The organism is Microlunatus soli, assembly GCF_900105385.1.
GTDB lineage: Bacteria > Actinomycetota > Actinomycetes > Propionibacteriales > Propionibacteriaceae > Microlunatus > Microlunatus soli.
Genome location: NZ_LT629772.1, coordinates 3,479,924 through 3,496,943, shown reverse-complemented (window position 1 = coordinate 3,496,943; position 17,020 = coordinate 3,479,924). Strand labels below are relative to the sequence as shown.

Below are 17,020 nucleotides of genomic sequence, written 5' to 3'. Positions count from 1 at the left end.
CGATCGGGGAAGCTTGATGCCATGGTGGCCAAAGAACGCAGCGCGCTGGACGAACTCGGGAAACGGGGCGCCGCGGCAATGAATGCGCTGGACCGGACCTACTCCCAGGGTTCGCCCGAGGAGCAGCCCGGCGACGGCCCGAGCGGTCGGCCGGCGCGACGCGGTGTCGGCCAGGTGATCCGGCGGACCTGCGCCGACTTCGGCTTCCTGGTCGGCAGCTTCTTCATCTCGCTGGCCGCCTTCATCGTCTGCATCCCGCTGTTCGCCGTCGGCGTCGGGACCTCGCCGATCATCGTCGGTCTGGCCGTCCTGACACTCTGCCTCAGCGTTGCCGGTGGATTCGCCCGCTACCACCGTCGGATGCTCGGGCTGGTCGGGATCTCGATCACCCAGACCATCTACCCGCCGAAGACCCGTGGGCTACGCAGCCGGCTGCGTCGGCTCGGGCACGCCCAGTCCTGGCGGGAGTTGCTGCACGTCCTGATCAACTTCATCATCGCCACCGCCTGTTTCCCGATCGGCGCGGTCTGGTTCTTCGCCGGCCCGGGCGGCATCCTGTACGGGCTGTGGAGCGTCTGGCTGCCCGACCAGGGTGACGGCTCCGGCTTGGCCTACCTGCTCGGCTTCCCCGGCCGGATCGCCGACGTCGCGCTGAACACCGCGATCGGTGCACTGTTCCTGATCACCGCCCCCTTCGTGCTGCGCGGCCTGGTGCTGCTGCAGGCCGGCATCGCCCGCGGCCTGCTGGACGACGAGGCGAGCGCGCTGCGCCAGCAGGTCAGCCACCTGGCCACCAGCCGAGCCGCGGCCGGCGAGGCCGAGGCGCACACCCTACGCAAGCTCGAACGCGATCTGCACGACGGTCCGCAACAACGGCTGGTCCGGCTCGGGATGGACATCAGTGCCGCCGAACGCCGGGTCGGGACCAATCCCGACGAAGCCCGGACGATGCTCCGCGAAGCCTTCGAACAGTCCCAGGAAGCGCTGGCCGAGATCCGTACCCTGTCCCGCGGCATCGCGCCGCCGATCCTGTCCGATCAGGGGCTTCGAGCAGCCATCACCGCCCTGGCGGCTCGCTCCGGGGTGCCCACCACCGTCGACGTCGAGGACGTCCCACTCAGCGATGCCGCGCAGAATGCCGCCTACTTCGTCACCGCCGAGGCACTGACCAACATGGCCAAGCACAGCAGGGCCAAGAACTGCGGCGTCGAGTTGCGGCAGGTCGGCGCAATCGTGGTGATGACGATCAGCGACGACGGCGTCGGCGGCGCCTCGCTGGCCAAGGGTCACGGCCTGGCCGGCCTGGCAGAACGTCTCAGCGGGGTCGACGGAACGCTGACCGTGTCCTCTCCCCCCGGCGGTCCGACGCACCTGACCGCCACCATTCCGCTGCAGAGCAGCAACTCATGATCACGATCCCCGATGATCATGCCGACAGCACGGAGCGGCGGCGATGACCAGCACGATCCCGGTGTTGCCGGATGCCGCTGTCGAGATCGACCTCGGATACGACAGACTGTCCGGCATGCGCGTGCTGGTGGCCGACGATTCGGTATTGCTCAGGGAAGGTCTGATCCGGCTGTTGGCCGAGCTGGACTGTGAGGTGGTGGACGCCGTCGGCGACGCTCCGAGTCTGGTGGAGGCAGCGGCCAAGCACCGGCCCGAGGTTGCGGTGGTGGACATCCGGATGCCGCCGTCGAACACCGACGACGGGTTGCGAGCTGCGGTCGAGGCCCGCGCCCAGAATCCGCAACTCGGCGTGCTGATGCTCTCGGCCTACATCGAACTGTCCTACGCCGACGTGCTGCTCTCCGACGGTCGTGGCGGGACCGGCTATCTGCTCAAGGACCGGGTCACGTCCTTGGACACGCTGGGTGATGCGCTGCGGACCATCTCCGAGGGTGGCACCGTGCTCGACCCGGAGGTGGTGGCCCAGTTGTTGGTCGCTCGCCGGGCGGCCGATCCGCTGGCCAACCTGACGCCCAGGGAACGGGAGGTGCTCGCCCTAATGGCCGAGGGGCGCAGCAACTCCGCGATCGCGGAGAAACTGGTGGTCACCGGTGGCGCCGTGGAGAAGCACGTGTCGAACATCTTCGCCAAGATCAACTTGCCCGACATCGGCTCGGACAATCGCCGGGTGCTGGCGGTGCTGGCCTGGTTGAAGGCCCGCTGATCAGGAGACCTGTCCGTAGTTGTCGACGATGTCGAGGTCGAGGGCGAACTCGACACCGCTGTCCCCGAACAGCAACCGTCCGGCTGCGGCGGCCGATTCCTTGATCAGCTCCGCGACGCGATCGGCGCAGCCGGCAGGACTGTGCACGATCACCTCGTCGTGCAGGAAGTAGACCAGGTGTGCCCGATCATGATCAATTCGCGAGTGATCGAGCCGTCCATGATCACCGGGGCCGCTGTCACCGGCAGCCGGATCAAGATCGACAAGCCGCTGACGCAGCCCGGCCATCCAACACAGCGCCCACTCCGCTGCCGTTCCCTGAACGACGAAATTCCGGGTGAACCGGCCCCAGTCGCGGGCCTGTTGCCGGGACCGGCGGACGTCCTCGGCCGACGCGTCACCGCTGCCGGCGAAGTGCTGGAGCTCACGCCAGGATTCCGACGGCAGCGGTGACCGGCGGCCCAGGAAGGTGCTGACGACCTCGCCGCGTTCGCCGGCCCGGGCGGCGTCCTCGACCAGACCGGTGGCCCGCGGGTAGGCACTGATCAACCGCGGCATCAGTTGTCCGCTCTGCCCGGTGGTGGCGCCGTACAGGGCTCCGAGCATGGCGACCTTGGCATGCGGGCGGGTGTCCACCACCCCGGCGTCGACCAGGCCCTGATAGAGGTCGTTGCCGCGGGCCGCGGTCGCCAACCGATCATCGCGGGCCATCGCGGCGAGCACCCGCGGCTCCAGCTGGGAAGCATCGGCGACCACCAGCTTCCAGCCGGGATCGGCCTGCGCCGCCGCGCGCAGTTGCTTGGGCAGTTGCAGTGCTCCACCGCCGCTGGTGGCCCATCGTCCGGTGACCACACCCCCGACAACGTAGTCGGGCCGGAATCGTCCGTCCTTCACCCAGGCGTCGAGCCACAACCACCCGTTGGCCGACAGCAGCCGGGACATCTTCTTGAACCGCAGCAGCGGCTCGATCGCCGGATGGTCGATCTGCTCCAGCTCCCATTTGCGGGTGCTGGTGACGTCGATCCCGGCCCGATGCAGGGCCTGCAGCAGCTCCACCGGCGAGTCCGGATTGAACGCTCCCACCTCCAGCGCCGCGGTCAGCTGGTCGACTGCCTGCTGCATCTTCTGCGGCCGCCCGCCGTAACGCGGTCGGGGCCCGAGCAGCTCGGTGAGTTGCCGATCATGGACGTCGCGGTCCCAGGGCAGTCCGTGGAAGGCCATCTCGGCCGCGATCAGTGCGCCCGCCGACTCCGCCGACAGCAACAGCCGCAGCTTCGCCCGCCGGATCCGCTCGGCCTGATCGACGTGGCCCTGATCGTCGGGGCCGTGATCATTGGGGCCGTGATCATTGGGGCCGTGATCGGAGTCTGCCGGCAACGGATCCACCGCTGCACGCTGCCGACGGTACTCGGCGACCACCTCGGTGAACTCGATCCGGTCCTCGGTGAGTTGATCATCGAGCAGCGTCGGCTCCTGATCCGGCAGCGGGTGCCGTTGGCGCCATTGCTGATCCGCGGCGAGCATTTCGTCGTGGTCGGCAAGGATCGCGTGGCACAACCGCAGGTCATGGCATCGCTCGACCCGGACCCCTGCGGCCAGCAGCTGCGGGTAGAGGTCGCCGGTGTCGGCCCAGACCAACCGGACGCCGGCGCCGAAGGACGTGACCAGATCCTCGACCCGATCCGATCGGTGCAGTTGTTGCGGCTGCAGGTCGTCGCCCAACGCCGCAGCGACCAGACCGCTGCCGTCGTAGCCCACCGCAACATCCACGACAGCACCTTAGGCCTCGGCACCGACGGCAACGCGGCCGATCGTCGGCCGGCTGTCAGGATGTGAGCCCCGACAACCCGTAACGCGAAGGGGCGATCCGATGTATGTCAACGCGCGGGCGATCATCGAACGAATGACGCCGGACGGCGTACAGCTCCTGCTGCAGACCCGCGACAAACCCGGTCAGCGGCGGCAACTGGAGCTGCCTGGTGGCCAGGTGGAACCGTACGAGTCGCTGGTCGACGCGGTCCGTCGCGAGGTCGGCGAGGAGACCGGGCTGGAGATCGTCGAGATCGAGGGGCAGGACCTGCGAGTGATCAGCTCCGGGGAGCAGGCATCGGTGGAATGCGTCCGGCCGTTCGCCGCCTATCAGACCCTGGCCGGCCCGGTGGACTCGATGGGGGTCTACTTCCGGTGTGTGGCGCGCGGGCAGCTCCGATCACAGGCCGGTGAGAGCCGCGACGCCGGATGGTTCGGCCTGGACCGGATCCGTTCCTGGCTCGCCGACGATCCCGAACGGATCAGTTGGGTCGACCGGGCAGGCATCGCGTTCTACGTCGCCGGAGCCTGACGTTCCTGATCATCGACCAGCAGCACGATCTTGCCGCGCCGGTGCCCGTCCTCCCCGGCCTGATGTGCCTGGGCGATCTCGGCCAACGGGAACGTTGCGGCGACCGGGAGCGCGAAGCGTCCCGCCTCGATCAGCTCGCCGATCTCGTCGAGCACGTGTAGTGCGCGGCCGGAGTCACCGCGGCTGAACCGCACGCCGTACTGCTGGGCGCCGGCGAAGTCGGCGATCGTCACGACCCGATCGGGGCCGCCGGCGAGGTCGATCAGCTCGGGAAGGACACCGCTGCCGGCGACATCCAGGGCGGTGTCGACGCCATCGGGCGTCAGCGCACGGACCCGTCCCGACAAACCGGCCCCGTACGCGACCGGTTCGGCACCGAGCGAACGCAGGTAGTCGTGGTTGGCCGGTCCGGCGACGCCGATCACCCGCGCACCGCGCGCAACGGCGAACTGCACCGCGGCACGACCGACACTGCCCGACGCCCCGTTGATCAACAGCGTGCCGCCCGCGCCGACCCCCAACTGGTCGAGTGCCCGGGCGGCGGTCTCGATCGCCGCGGGCAACGCGGCGGCGCCGGCGAAGTCGAGCGAGGCAGGGATCGGCGCGTAGTGGACCAACACCGCCGACTCGGCCTGGGCTCCCTCCTCGGCGGTGAAGCCGAAGACCCGATCACCGATCGTCACGTCGTCGACGCCCTCGCCGAGCTCGTCGACGACGCCGGCCGCCTCATACCCCAACAGCTGCGGGAGATCCGGGTCCATCAGCCCCTGCCGCTTCTTCCAGTCGCTGGCGTTGACGCCGGCGGCACGGACCGCGATCCGGATCTGCCCCGGGCCCGGATGCGGATCGGGAAGCTCGACGATCCGGAGCACCTCGGCGCCGCCGAACCGGTCGAAGCGGGCTGCCAACATGTTCAGAGAATAGACGTCAGGAACGCGATCGCTGCCGGATAGGCGTCCTGCCGATTGGCCCGCTTGGCCAGCCCATGCCCCTCGTCGGCGTAGACCTTGAGCTCGTGCCTGATGCCTCGTTCGGCGAGCGCGGCGACGATCTGCTCGGCCTCGGACAGCGGCACCCGCGGGTCGTTGGCGCCGTGGATGACGAACAACGGCGCCGTCAGCTGATCGAGATAACTGATCGGCGAGGCGTTCACCAAGAACGCGCGGTCGGTGGCGAGCTTGCCGTACTCCCGTTCACGGTAGGCACGGCGATAGGCCGACGTGTTCTCCAGGAAGGTGACCAGCGACGAGATGCCGACGATGTCCACCCCGGCCGCCCATCGGTCGGGTTGCATCGTGACACCGGCCAACACCATGTAGCCGCCATAGGAGCCGCCCCACAGTGCACTGCGTTGTTGATCAAGCCCCAGCTCGGGCAGCCAGTCGTGCAGCGCACCGAGATCGGCCACCGAGTCCAGTCGCTTGTCGACATCGTCCAGGCTGACCCAGCGTTTGCCGTAGCCGTTGGAGCCGCGGACGTTGGGCACCAGCACGGTGAAGCCGACGCTGGTCAACGCCTGCACGACAGGATTGAAGATCCGCGTCGCCTCGGCTTCCGGTCCGCCGTGCACGTGCAGCACCGACGCGCCGGCCAGGTCCGGATCGGCATCGGGCACCGGCGGGTAGACGAAACAGGGGATCTGCTCGCCGTCGGGGGTCGGCACCCGATGCACGGTCGGCGCCGACAGCGGCAGGTCGTCGGGGAGCTGCTCGCGGCCGTCGACCACCGTGGTCAGCTCACCGGATCGGGCGTCGACGGAGAAGATCGATCCCGGGTCGGTCGGCGAACTGACCAACAGCGCGAACCGGGACGCATCCGGTGCCCAGACCGCCGCGGGGACGCCGGGCTCGGGAAGTGTGACCGCGGCGCGGAAGGTGCCGTCGATGTCATGGATGCTGATCTCGTCGGCGCCGTCCCGGTGATGACCGACCGCCATCACGGTCGCGTCCGGCGAGACACTGGCCCGCAGGTCGTGATCGTCCGAACCGAGCAGCGGCTGCCAGATCGCGCCGCCCTGGGAGACCCGATAGATCGCGGTGAACTCCCGATCATGGTTCGAGCTCATGATCAACGACTCGTCGTCGGCCGACCAGGCGACACCGTGATGGGACGCGTGTTCGGCCGGGTCGGTGATCTGTTGGGCTCGTCCGCCGGCGGTGAAGACGATCGTGCTGGCCGGCTGCAGCGCGAGCGTTGTGATCGCCACACTGTGTTGATCATGGGAGACCACCGTCTCGGCGACGTAGCCGCCACCGTCGTAGAGCACGGTCTCCGAACCGGAAGCCAGATCACGGACCACGACGTCCATGTCCACGTTGTTGCGCCGGTTGGTGGAGTAGATCAGCGACGTCGCGGTGACGTCCTGCAAGACATGCATGTAGCGCGGGTCCTGCAGCAGCGGAGTCAGATCATCCAACCCGTACGGTCCCGGTCGTGCCGGGTCGTCCAGGACGATCTCCGACAGTTGCATCAGTTCGTCGCCGCCGGCATCGTGCTGGACGATCACGCGGCGCGGGCTGCTACCCGGGACGTAGCGACCCGAACACCGCGACGGCAGCGCGGTCAGCGCAGTCCGGGTCCCGTCCGCAGCGATCTCGACCAGCTGCATGCTGCCCGATTCGTCGTGGCCGGCCAGGATCCGCCCGTCGGCGTCGATGTCGAACAGCGCCCAACTCCGCAGGTCCAACAACGCCGCAACGCGCTGTCCTGAGCTTGTCGAAGGATCGTGATCTTGGTCGGCCGGCGGATTCGAGGCATCTCGGGTCACGGCACCAACCTACTGCTCCGCCCGACGGGCGCCGTTGTGCACCCCGCGTCCTTCGAAGGCTCCGAGACCCACAGCTGAGCCATAGCGAGGTCGAACGACCGGCACAGCAGGTGCCGCGAAGGTCATTGCCATGACGACGACTTCGCTCGCACAGGGCCCGGCCGTGGCGCCACCCGACGATGATCTTGGCGGCGCCGAGCATGGCCAGGATTCGCCACCGGCGCAGCCATCGGGTCCCGATCCGGCCGCAGCCGTTCCCTGGCTGCGCCGGCTCTCGGTGATCGCCCTGCTGCTGATCACGGCGGTGCTGTACCTGTGGAGCCTCAATGAGTCCGGCTATGCCAACTCCTTCTACTCCGCAGCGGTCCAGGCCGGCTCGGAGAGCTGGAAGGCGTTCTTCTTCGGCTCCCTCGACGCCGGCAACTCGATCACCGTCGACAAACCGCCGGCATCGCTGTGGTTGATGGCGTTGTCGGTACGTCTCTTCGGGCTGAGTTCGTGGAGCATCCTGGTCCCCCAGGCGTTGCTCGGTGTCGCGACGGTGGGCGTGATGTACGCCGTCGTCAAGCGGATCTGTGACAACAAGGGCATCTCCGGGCACACCGCCGGACTGGCGGCCGGACTGGTCACGGCCCTGACACCGTCGGCGGCGTTGATGTTCCGCTTCAACAATCCCGACGCGCTGCTGCTGTTCCTGCTGGTGCTCGCAGGTTACTTCGTTCTTCGGGCCACCGAGCGGGCCGGTGCCGCATGGCTGATCGCGGCCGGTGCCCTGGTTGGGCTGGGTTTCCTGACCAAGATGATGCAGGCCTTCCTGGTGCTGCCGGCGTTCGCCCTGGTGTATCTGATCGCCGCACCCACCTCGGTACGCAAACGCCTGCTTCATCTGCTCGGTGCGCTCGCCTCCGTGATCGTCTCGCTCGGCTGGTGGGTCGCCATCGTCGAGCTCTGGCCGAAGTCGTCGCGGCCCTACATCGACGGCAGCACGGGCAACTCGGTGCTGGAGTTGGTGTTCGGCTACAACGGGCTCGGCCGACTCACCGGTAGCGAGAGCGGTCAGGTCGGCGGCGGTGCGGGCGGCGGACCGCGGATGTCGGATCTGCCGGCCGGGGCGGAGGTGTTCCGGGCCGGCGGCCCCGGTGGCGGTGGCGGATTCGGGGGCGAGACCAGCATCCTGCGGCTCTTCCAGGGTGTCTCCGGCGGCATGATCAGTTGGCTCATCCCGGCGGCCCTGCTGATCCTGGTGGTCGCGTTGATCATGATCGGCCGAGCCCCGCGGACCGACAAGGCCCGCACCGCGCTGCTGCTGTTCGGCGGATCCATGATCACCACCGGCCTGGTGTTCTCGTTCATGGCCGGCATCTACCACGACTACTACACGGTCGCCCTGGCGCCGTGGATCGCCGGCACCGTGATCATCGGCGGCACAGTGCTCTGGCGTCGCCGGCAGCGGCTGCTGGCCAGGATCACCCTGGCCGTCGCGGCCGCGGGCAGTACGGCGTGGGCGTTCGTGCTGCTCGGCCAGTCGGGCGAACAGCCGTACCAGACACTGCGCTGGGTGGTGCTCGGCGCCGGCCTGGTCGCGGCCGCCGGTTTCGTCCTGATCGAGCGGCTGCCGAAGGCGTTGGCGACGATCGTGCTCGGGTTGGCCGGGATCGCGGTACTCACCGGGCCGGCGGCGTACACCGTGGACACCGTCCTCACCCCGCACACCGGTTCGATCGTCACGGCCGGACCGGTCAGCTCGATGGGCGGCGGTCCCGGTGGCGGCACCCGCTTCCAGATGCCCGGTGGCGGCACCCGGGTCCAGGTGCCCGGCGGCGGCACACCACCGGGGATGCCCGGCCAGGCGGGCGGGCAGACCAGTCGACAGGGCGGCGGCCGGCCCGAGGGTGGTGCCGCCGGCGGCATCGGCGGACTGCTGAACGGCGCCCAGGTCAGCGACGCGTTGAAGGCTCTGCTGTCGGAGCACGCCGACGACTTCACCTGGGTGGCGGCAACGGCACGGGCGCAGAACGCCGCCAGCTATCAGTTGGCGACCGAGGACCCGGTGATGGCGATCGGCGGATTCAACGGCACCGCCGCCAGTCCGACCTTGGAACAGTTCAAGACCTACGTCGCCTCCGGCCGGATCCACTACTTCATCGGCAGCGACGGCGAAGGCCGGATGTCCGGCACCAGCGCCACCGACTCGGCCTCACAGATCCAGAGCTGGGTCGAGAAGAACTTCACGGCCAAGACCGTCGATGGCGTCACCGTCTACGACCTCACCGAAAGCAACTGATGATCATGACGGACTCTGTGCAGGATCTCGACCGGACCCCGATCCCCGATTCGGCCCAGCCCGGGAAACCCGACACCGGGCAACGCAACACCGAGCGGCCCGACGCCGGGCACCGAGAGCTCCCGGTCACGACCGCGGTCGAACTGGTGATCCCGGTCTACAACGAGGAAGCCGATCTTGCCGATTCGGTGCTGCGGCTGGACGGCTATCTGCGCGAGCAGTTCCCCTACGACTACCTGATCACTATCGCCGACAACGCCAGCACCGACAACACCATGATCATCGCCGAGCGGCTTGCCGGCACCCTGCCGGCGGTTCGGGTGCTACACCTCGATCAGAAGGGGCGCGGACGGGCGCTGAAGGCGGCGTGGTCGGCGTCCCGGGCGGCAGTCGTCGGCTACATGGACGTCGACCTGTCCACCGATCTGCGCGCCATCCTGCCGCTGGTCGCGCCGCTGGTCAGTAACCACTCCGATGTCGCAATCGGCTCCCGGTTGGCCCGCAGCAGCCGAGTGATCAGAGGTCCCAAACGGGAATTCATCTCCCGCTCCTACAACTTGTTGTTGCGGGGCAGCCTGTCTGCATCGTTCTCCGATGCCCAGTGCGGTTTCAAGGCGCTACGGCGCGACGTCGCCGAGCGACTGTTGCCGTTGATCGAGGACAACAACTGGTTCTTCGACACCGAGCTGCTGGTGATCGCCGAGCGGGTCGGCCTGAGGATCCACGAGGTGCCGGTCGACTGGGTCGACGACCCGGATTCGCGGGTCGACATCGTCGCCACCGCAACCGAGGATCTGCGCGGGATCGCCCGACTGGGCAAAGGTTTCCTGACCGGCAGCATCCCGATCACCCGGGTGCGCGACGAGTTCGTCCAGCGCAGTCGAGCGACGGGCACCGGCGACGGCGGGCCGCGCCCCTGGACCCTCCGTGGTCCGACCGGCGGCCTGCTCGGCCAGTTGATCAGGTTTGCCACCGTCGGTGTCCTCAGCACCCTGGCCTATCTGGTGCTCTACCTTGCACTGCGCGGAGTCATCGATGCTCAGGCGGCCAATCTGATCGCGTTGTTGATCACGGCCGTGGCCAACACGGCGGCCAATCGCCGGATGACGTTCGGTGTCCGTGGCCCGGAGAACATGATCAAGCACCATGCCGGCGGCCTGATCGCCTTCGGCATCGGGCTGGGATTGACCAGCGGCTCATTGTGGTCGTTGCATCACACCGTCAGCACACCGACACGATGGGTCGAGGTCGCCGTCCTGGTCACCGCCAATGCCGTCTCGACCTTGATCAGGTTCCTCGCCCTCCGCGGGATGATGCGGAACAAGCGAGCAGGGTCGTGAGCCTGTCGAAGGATCCCAGAGCCACGGCAGAGTCGAGGTGCCCTTCGACAGGCTCAGGGACCTTGTCAGACGAGGCCCTTGCTGGTCAGCCATTCCTTGGCGACGTCGCCGGGATCGGCGTGGTCGACGTCGACCTTCTTGTTGAGGGCGGCGAGTTCGTCGGTGGTCAACTGCTTGCCGACGGCGTTCATCGCGTCGACCGCCTTGGAGTTCTTCTTGACGTCGGGGCGGACCAGCGGCACGACGTTCTGCGGCAGGATCAGGGTCTGCGGATCCTCCAGCTTGACGAAGCCGTTGTCGGCGATCGCGGCGTCGGTGGTGAAGAAGTCGGCCGCCTGGATCTTGCCGTCCTTCAGATCCTTGACCTTGAGCGCCGGGGCGTCGTAGGCGACGAACTTGCTCACCTTGACCTTGTACATCCCCTGCAACCCGTCCGGACCGTACGGTCGCTCCTGCAACTCGGTCGGTCCGCCGACCTTCAGGTCCGGGACCTTGGTCAGATCGCCGAGCGTCTTGAGTTGATACTTGTCGGCCAGTGCTTTGGTGACGACGTAGACGTCCTGGTCGACGGCTTCCGTGGTGTCCAGCACGTCGAAGCCGCTGTCCTTGGCTGCCTTCGGCAGCTGCTCGTCGACCTCCTCGGGCGTACTGGCCGTCGCCTTCTTGTCCAGGTATTGCAGCAGGTTGCCGGTGTACTCCGGGACGACCGAGATCGACCCGTCCTTCAGGGCACGCAGATACAGCTCGCGAGAACCGATGTCGAGGTGGGTGGAGGCCTTGACCCCCTTGGCGGTCATGGCCTGGGCGTACAGCTCGGCCAGCACCTGATTCTCGGTGAAGTTGGCCGAGCCGACGACGACCTCGCCGCCCGCACCGCCGGCGCTGGGAGCGGCACTGTCGCCGGCCAACGGATCATTGTTGGCGCCACATCCGGCCAACGCGGTAGCGGCCACCACCACCAGCGCTGCCAACGCGGACATCCGGCTGCGAACGGACATATTCGGCCTCCTCGGTCGACTCGGGTCCAGCCTTCCATCAAGCACCGACAGCGCCCATCCGATTCCCGGATCGGCAGCGGAATCGTCGCCGGTTCGTAAGCAAACCACGTGCCGGCTCACCGTCGGGTGCCCGGATTCGGCTCACTGCGAGGCACCGAGTCCGCTGCCGACGGCGACCCGCCCACGATCCGAGACGTCCGGCACGCCGTGGGATTATTTCCTAGTATTCCAGCATGAATAGTGTGACCGATCGGCGCGAGACCGCGCTCAGTGCGGAGGAGCTGACGGCCTGGACCCAGCAGTACGCGGCCGAGGTGCGCGCCGGCCGGCACCCGGTGCATGCCGACTCCCAGCAGCGGTGGCACGTCCGGCTGCATGCCGATGACCGGGCCGACGTCTGGCTGATCAGCTGGACGACAGAGCAGGGCACCGAGCTGCATGACCACGGCGACAGCGCTGGGGCGTTCACCGTGGTGGACGGTGAACTGACCGAATCCCTGTGGACGCCGGACGGGCTGACCGACATCTTCCGCAGCCGGGGTGAGACAGTCGTCTTCGACCGGCGCTATGTTCACGACGTGCGCAACCATGCCGAACGGACCGCGGTCAGCGTTCACGTCTACTCTCCGCCGCTGACGCTGATGCACTACTACGAGGTCGCCGACGGTGAACTGGTCCGTCGCGACTCGCTGTGGACCGACGACCCCGAGGCTGCTGCACCCCGCCGCACCGCCGACCGATGACCTATCGCACCGTCGACGACCTGCTGGCGGCAGCGCGCCACGGGCTGCACCGTCTCGCTCCGGACGCAGCCGCCGAGGAGGTGCGCACCGGCGCGCTGATCGTCGACATCCGCCCGGAGTGGCAGCGCCGGCAGGACGGCGAGATTCCCGGATCGCTGATCGTCGAGCGAAATCACCTGGAGTGGCGATTGCATCCCGAGTCCGACGCCCGGGTCCCGCAGGCAACGTCCGGTCAGCGCTGGATCGTCGTCTGCACCGAGGGCTACAGCTCCTCGCTGGCCGCCGCGTCGTTGCAGTCGATCGGCGTGGATGCCACCGACATCGATGGCGGCATCCACGCCTGGCGCGCCGCCGGGCTGCCGGTCAGCGAAGGCGGCAGCACCGGAGTCGAGGAGTTCGTTCCCGAACACGGGTGAGTCCGCCACACCCGAGCCGCCGAAATGCGCGGGCAACTCGGCTCGATCGGCAGTATCGTCAACGGTCACTCCGCGCTGCCGCCACCGAACACCGCGATCGGCTGCCGTGCGCGGCGACAGAGAGGTGAAGGTGGAGGATGGCCCGAGCAGTCCACGAACATCCGGTGCCCGGCGGCCCGTACGGACTGACCACCGGCCCGGACGGCGCTCTCTGGTTCACCCTGGTCGACGCCGGCCAGATCGGCCGCTACACCCCAGGCACCGAGCCGACGATCCACCAGCTCGACCCGACCTCCGGGCCGACGATCATCACCTCCGGCCCCGACGAAGCACTCTGGTTCACCGAATACCGGGCCCACCGGATCGGCCGGATCGGCCTCGACGGGTCGGCCAGCACCACGACTCCGCCGACCCCGGAGTCCGGCCCGTACGGTCTCGCGGTCGGTCCCGACGACGCGCTCTGGTTCACCGAGATCGCAGCCGATCGGATCGGCCGGCTGACGACCGCCGGTGACTGCACCGAATTCGAGCTCCCGATCAGCGGGGCGTTTCCGTCGATGATCGTCGCCGGTCCCGACCAGGCGATGTGGTTCACGATGAATCAGGCGAACGCGATCGGCAGGATCACCCTCGACGGCACCGTTGCGGTCCACCCGTTGCCGACCGAGAACGCCGCCCCGGTCGGGCTGGCGCTCGGACCGGACGACGCGCTCTGGTTCGTCGAGATCGGCGCCGGACAGATCGGCCGGATCGACACCGGCGGGGTGATCACCGAGTTTGCGTTGCCGGATCGCCGCAGCCGGCCGCACGCCATCACCAGCGGTCCGGACGGGGCGTTGTGGTTCACCGAGTGGGGTGCGAACCGGGTCGGCCGGATCAGCGTGGACGGGAGGATCGAGCTGTCCGATCTACCGACCCCGAACTCCGAGCCGCACGGCATCGCCGTCGGACCGGACGGTGCGATCTGGACGGCGCTGGAGATCGGCGCGCTGGCGCGGGTGATTCCGTGAACCCGATCGGCCCGAACCCGGTCGGTCAGGCGGCTGCGTTCGATGCGTCGGCGTCGGCGTTCGCCGGGTCGGGCGTCGGCGCCGCGGTCAGTGCGGTCGTCTTCGGCGCCTTCAGCCGCAGGTGCCGACTGGTCGCCCGACCGGCGAGTGCGAGCAGGACGTCGATCACGATCGCCAGCAGTGCGACCAGCAGCGCGCCGGCCAGCACCTGCCCGTAGTCGCGAGCCGGGATGCCGTCCAGGATCGTCCGACCGAGTCCGCCGACCTGCGGCACATAGGCAGCGACCGTCGCGGTCGCGATCACCTGCAGGGTCGCACTCCGCAGGCCGGAGATGATCAACGGCATCGCCAGCGGCATCTCGACCCGGGTCAGCACCTGACCGCCGGACATGCCGAGCGCGCTGGCGGCGTGGACGGCCTGTTGATCGGCCTGCATGATGCCGGTCGCAGTGCCGGTCAGCAGCGGTGGCAGCGCCAGCACACCGAGGACGCAGACGACCGGGATCCAGCTGGTCTGGGTCAGCAACACAACCAAGATCAACAGACCGAAGGTCGGGATCGCTCGGAACGAGTTCGCCAGACCGACGAGTAGGAAGCTGCCGCGCCGGGTGTGACCGATCAGCTGTCCGGCAGGGATTCCGATCACTGCGGCGATGGCAACAGCGATCACGCTGTAGAGCAGATGCTCGCCCAGATGGAGGCCGAGCCCGTCCGGTCCGCCCCAGTTGGCGCCGTCCAGCAGATAGCCGAAAACGTTCATGCCGTACGCCCTCCTCGCGCCCAGGGCAAGGTGCCGCGCTGGATCAGGATGATCACCAGGTCAGCGAGCAGGGCGACCAGGATCGACAGCACCAGCCCGACCCATACGGGGGTGAGGAAGCCTTGGTTCAGCCCGCGGCTGAAGAGCGTTCCGAGCGACGGTACGCCGATCAGGATCGAGATGCTGGTCAGGGCGATGTTGGACACCGAAGCAACCCGCAGGCCGGCGAAGATCACCGGCATCGCCAACGGCAGTTCGACCCGGAAGAAGCGTCGTCCGCGCCCGAAGCCGATCGCATCGGCGGACTGCTTGACGTCGGCCGGCACATCCCGCAATCCGTCCACCACACTGCGGGACAGCAGCGCCGTGGTGTAGATGGTCAGCGCGACGATGACGTTGAGCGGATCGAGCACCTTGGTGCCGATCACCAACGGCAGCGCGACGAAGATCGCCAGCGACGGGATCGAGTAGATCGCTCCGAAGATCGCCAGGATGACGTTCGATCCGGCAGCGCCGCTGCGGAAGACCAGGTAGCCGATCGGGATCGACAGGATGAACGACGCCGCCACCGGGATCAGTGCCAGCAGGAGATGTTGGCCGAGCGAGGTGCCGATCAGTCCGACGTTGTCGGCGATCCAGGACCAGTTCATGGCTGCCTGATCTGGGTCGCGTCGCCCTGATCATCGCCGGCGACATCGCGCCGGGGTCGGATCTCGGTCGGCTGTTCCTGTTCCGCCTGTTCCTGTTGCTCCTGTTCCTGTTCCGGCCGTTCCGGCTCGGGTTGTTGCTCGGCCTGCTGCTGCTCGGCGTGCTCCTGCTCCGCCTGTTGCTGTTCGACCTGATCGGCCACGGCTTCCTTCTGCGCGGCAGCCTGCTCGGCAGCCGCCGCCTTGGCGTCGGCTTCGTCGGCCGCCCGGACGGCTTCCTCGACCCGGGCCGCCTCGTCTGCCTCGGCATCGGCCTCGGCAGCGATCCTGGACGCCTCGTTGCGTACGCCTTCGGCCTCCTGTCGGGCCGCCTCGGCTTCGCGTCGGGCCGCGTCGGCCTCGGCCCGTGCGGAGATGGCATCGGCGACCGACGCCTTCAGGTAGCGGACCTGATCAAGGATCTGGCTGGCGGTCACCACGCCGGCGAAACGGCCGTTCGCGGCGACCGCAACGGCCAGCCCGACCGGGGAGTTGAGCGCTGAGTCCAGCGCGACCCGCATGGTGTCGGTCTCCGGCAGGAAGGTCGATCCGAGCATCTGGGTCTGGCCCGGCCGAGTCAGGTCCGCCCAGCCCAGCGGGGTGGCGTCCTCATCGACGACCAACACCGGTTGATCACCATGAGCAGCAGCCGGATCACGGGTCAGCTGAACGTTCTCCAACGGAAGTCCGGAGGCGGCGACGAAGGACAGCCCGCGATAGCCGCGGTCCTTGCCCACGAAGCCGGCCACGAAGTCGTCGACCGGTTCCTCCAGCAACTGCTGCGGGCTGCCGACCTGGGCCAACACCCCGCCCTTGCGCATGATCGCGATCTGGTCACCGAGCTTGATCGCCTCGTCGATGTCGTGGGTGATCATCACGATGGTCTTGCCGATCTTCTTCTGCAGTTGAAGGAATTGCTCGTGCAGGTCGGCTCGGACCACCGGATCGACTGCCGAGAACGGCTCGTCCATCAACATCACGATCGGGTCGGCGGCCAGCGCGCGAGCGACTCCGACCCGCTGCTGCTGGCCACCGGACAGCTGGCTCGGGTAGCGCTGGGCGAGCTTGCGTTCCAGGCCGACCATCTCGAGCAGTTCATAGGCCCGGTTGCGGTTCTTGGTCTTGTCCCAGCCGATCAGGGTCGGCACCGTCTGGATGTTTTCGATCACGGTCCGGTGCGGGAACAGGCCGCCGCTCTGGATCACATACCCCATCTGTCGACGGAGCTGGGTCTTGCGCTTGGACTTCAGTGGTGCGCCGTCCCAGGAGATCGAACCGCTGGTCGGCTCCAGCATCCGGTTGATCATCCGCAGCGTCGTGGTCTTGCCGCAGCCGGACGGCCCGACGATGACGGTGATCTTGTCGGACGGAATCGTCAGACTCAGGTCCTGAACCGCGGTGGTCCCATCGCGATAGCGCTTGGTCACCGACTCGAACTCGATCACGACATCCCCATCCATGCAGCCCATCCCCCGAGCCGGCTGGCTCTGCGGACACGACCC

General features: G+C 68.1%; 15 protein-coding genes. 8 read left to right on the top strand and 7 right to left on the bottom strand.

What is annotated here, in order from left to right; all coding sequences use genetic code 11:
- Positions 1-21: 21 nt before the first annotated feature.
- A complete protein-coding gene (locus tag BLU38_RS16055) occupies positions 22-1,410 on the top strand; it encodes a sensor histidine kinase (protein ID WP_197679739.1) in 1,389 nt (462 codons plus the stop codon).
- Positions 1,411-1,525: 115 nt separating this feature from the next.
- Positions 1,526-2,173: a response regulator gene (locus BLU38_RS16050; RefSeq protein ID WP_091532563.1), complete on the top strand. Its 648-nt coding sequence runs from the start codon at positions 1,526-1,528 to the stop codon at positions 2,171-2,173.
- On the opposite strand, the gene BLU38_RS16045 is transcribed toward BLU38_RS16050, so the two are convergent.
- Positions 2,174-3,943: a bifunctional 3'-5' exonuclease/DNA polymerase gene (locus tag BLU38_RS16045; protein ID WP_091526394.1), complete on the bottom strand. Its 1,770-nt coding sequence runs from the start codon at positions 3,941-3,943 to the stop codon at positions 2,174-2,176.
- A gap of 100 nt (positions 3,944-4,043) precedes the next feature.
- On the opposite strand from BLU38_RS16045, the gene BLU38_RS16040 reads away from it, so the two are divergent.
- Complete coding sequence (locus BLU38_RS16040) at positions 4,044-4,514, top strand: NUDIX domain-containing protein (RefSeq protein WP_091526392.1); 471 nt, start codon at positions 4,044-4,046, stop codon at positions 4,512-4,514.
- On the opposite strand, the gene BLU38_RS16035 is transcribed toward BLU38_RS16040, so the two are convergent.
- Both BLU38_RS16035 and BLU38_RS16030 read right to left on the bottom strand, forming a co-directional pair.
- Positions 4,496-5,425 (bottom strand): NADP-dependent oxidoreductase, encoded by a 930-nt coding sequence (locus BLU38_RS16035; RefSeq protein ID WP_091526390.1) that lies wholly within the window; start codon positions 5,423-5,425, stop codon positions 4,496-4,498. The two genes, BLU38_RS16040 and BLU38_RS16035, sit on opposite strands and share 19 nt — an antisense overlap.
- 2 nt (positions 5,426-5,427) lie before the next feature.
- Positions 5,428-7,281 (bottom strand): S9 family peptidase, encoded by a 1,854-nt coding sequence (locus BLU38_RS16030; protein WP_231919871.1) that lies wholly within the window; start codon positions 7,279-7,281, stop codon positions 5,428-5,430.
- A 130-nt stretch (positions 7,282-7,411) separates the two neighbouring features.
- On the opposite strand from BLU38_RS16030, the gene BLU38_RS16025 reads away from it, so the two are divergent.
- A complete protein-coding gene (locus BLU38_RS16025) occupies positions 7,412-9,565 on the top strand; it encodes an ArnT family glycosyltransferase (RefSeq protein WP_091526388.1) in 2,154 nt (717 codons plus the stop codon).
- Positions 9,566-9,570: 5 nt separating this feature from the next.
- Positions 9,571-10,905: a bifunctional glycosyltransferase family 2/GtrA family protein gene (locus tag BLU38_RS16020; RefSeq protein ID WP_091532560.1), complete on the top strand. Its 1,335-nt coding sequence runs from the start codon at positions 9,571-9,573 to the stop codon at positions 10,903-10,905.
- Between the two features lie 65 nt (positions 10,906-10,970).
- Here the strand turns inward: BLU38_RS16020 and BLU38_RS16015 are convergent, their stop codons facing one another.
- Positions 10,971-11,903 (bottom strand): ABC transporter substrate-binding protein, encoded by a 933-nt coding sequence (locus tag BLU38_RS16015; RefSeq protein WP_091526386.1) that lies wholly within the window; start codon positions 11,901-11,903, stop codon positions 10,971-10,973.
- Positions 11,904-12,136: 233 nt separating this feature from the next.
- Here BLU38_RS16015 and BLU38_RS16010 point away from each other — a divergent pair, with 233 nt between their 5' ends.
- The 3 genes from BLU38_RS16010 (at position 12,137) to BLU38_RS16000 (ending at position 14,072) form a co-directional block, all read left to right on the top strand.
- Positions 12,137-12,646 (top strand): cysteine dioxygenase, encoded by a 510-nt coding sequence (locus BLU38_RS16010; protein ID WP_091526384.1) that lies wholly within the window; start codon positions 12,137-12,139, stop codon positions 12,644-12,646.
- A complete protein-coding gene (locus tag BLU38_RS16005) occupies positions 12,643-13,062 on the top strand; it encodes a rhodanese-like domain-containing protein (protein ID WP_091526381.1) in 420 nt (139 codons plus the stop codon). Before BLU38_RS16010 ends, BLU38_RS16005 begins: the two co-directional genes overlap by 4 nt.
- 137 nt (positions 13,063-13,199) lie before the next feature.
- Entirely contained in the window at positions 13,200-14,072 is an 873-nt protein-coding gene (locus tag BLU38_RS16000; RefSeq protein ID WP_091526380.1) for a Vgb family protein, read from the top strand.
- Positions 14,073-14,097: 25 nt separating this feature from the next.
- Here BLU38_RS16000 and BLU38_RS15995 read toward each other — a convergent pair whose 3' ends face one another.
- From BLU38_RS15995 to BLU38_RS15985, 3 genes are read right to left on the bottom strand one after another with little or no spacing between them, the layout of a single operon-like run.
- A complete protein-coding gene (locus tag BLU38_RS15995; protein WP_091526378.1) occupies positions 14,098-14,832 on the bottom strand; it encodes an ABC transporter permease in 735 nt (244 codons plus the stop codon).
- Entirely contained in the window at positions 14,829-15,482 is a 654-nt protein-coding gene (locus tag BLU38_RS15990) for an ABC transporter permease (RefSeq protein WP_091526376.1), read from the bottom strand. The genes BLU38_RS15995 and BLU38_RS15990 overlap by 4 nt, the downstream gene beginning before the upstream one ends.
- On the bottom strand, positions 15,479-16,978 hold the full coding sequence (locus tag BLU38_RS15985; protein WP_231919870.1) for an ABC transporter ATP-binding protein: 1,500 nt from the start codon (positions 16,976-16,978) through the stop codon (positions 15,479-15,481). Before BLU38_RS15985 ends, BLU38_RS15990 begins: the two co-directional genes overlap by 4 nt.
- Between the last annotated feature and the right edge of the window lie 42 nt (positions 16,979-17,020).

Coding starts and splice junctions, on each gene's coding strand:
- BLU38_RS16035 (WP_091526390.1), bottom strand. CDS start 5,425: ATGTTGGCAGCCCGCTTCGACCGGTTCGGCGGCGCCGAGGTGCTCCGG.
- BLU38_RS16055 (WP_197679739.1), top strand. CDS start 22: ATGGTGGCCAAAGAACGCAGCGCGCTGGACGAACTCGGGAAACGGGGC.
- BLU38_RS15995 (WP_091526378.1), bottom strand. CDS start 14,832: ATGAACGTTTTCGGCTATCTGCTGGACGGCGCCAACTGGGGCGGACCG.
- BLU38_RS16000 (WP_091526380.1), top strand. CDS start 13,200: ATGGCCCGAGCAGTCCACGAACATCCGGTGCCCGGCGGCCCGTACGGA.
- BLU38_RS15985 (WP_231919870.1), bottom strand. CDS start 16,978: ATGGATGGGGATGTCGTGATCGAGTTCGAGTCGGTGACCAAGCGCTAT.
- BLU38_RS16025 (WP_091526388.1), top strand. CDS start 7,412: ATGACGACGACTTCGCTCGCACAGGGCCCGGCCGTGGCGCCACCCGAC.
- BLU38_RS16040 (WP_091526392.1), top strand. CDS start 4,044: ATGTATGTCAACGCGCGGGCGATCATCGAACGAATGACGCCGGACGGC.
- BLU38_RS16010 (WP_091526384.1), top strand. CDS start 12,137: ATGAATAGTGTGACCGATCGGCGCGAGACCGCGCTCAGTGCGGAGGAG.
- BLU38_RS16015 (WP_091526386.1), bottom strand. CDS start 11,903: ATGTCCGTTCGCAGCCGGATGTCCGCGTTGGCAGCGCTGGTGGTGGTG.
- BLU38_RS16020 (WP_091532560.1), top strand. CDS start 9,571: ATGACGGACTCTGTGCAGGATCTCGACCGGACCCCGATCCCCGATTCG.
- BLU38_RS15990 (WP_091526376.1), bottom strand. CDS start 15,482: ATGAACTGGTCCTGGATCGCCGACAACGTCGGACTGATCGGCACCTCG.
- BLU38_RS16050 (WP_091532563.1), top strand. CDS start 1,526: ATGCGCGTGCTGGTGGCCGACGATTCGGTATTGCTCAGGGAAGGTCTG.
- BLU38_RS16005 (WP_091526381.1), top strand. CDS start 12,643: ATGACCTATCGCACCGTCGACGACCTGCTGGCGGCAGCGCGCCACGGG.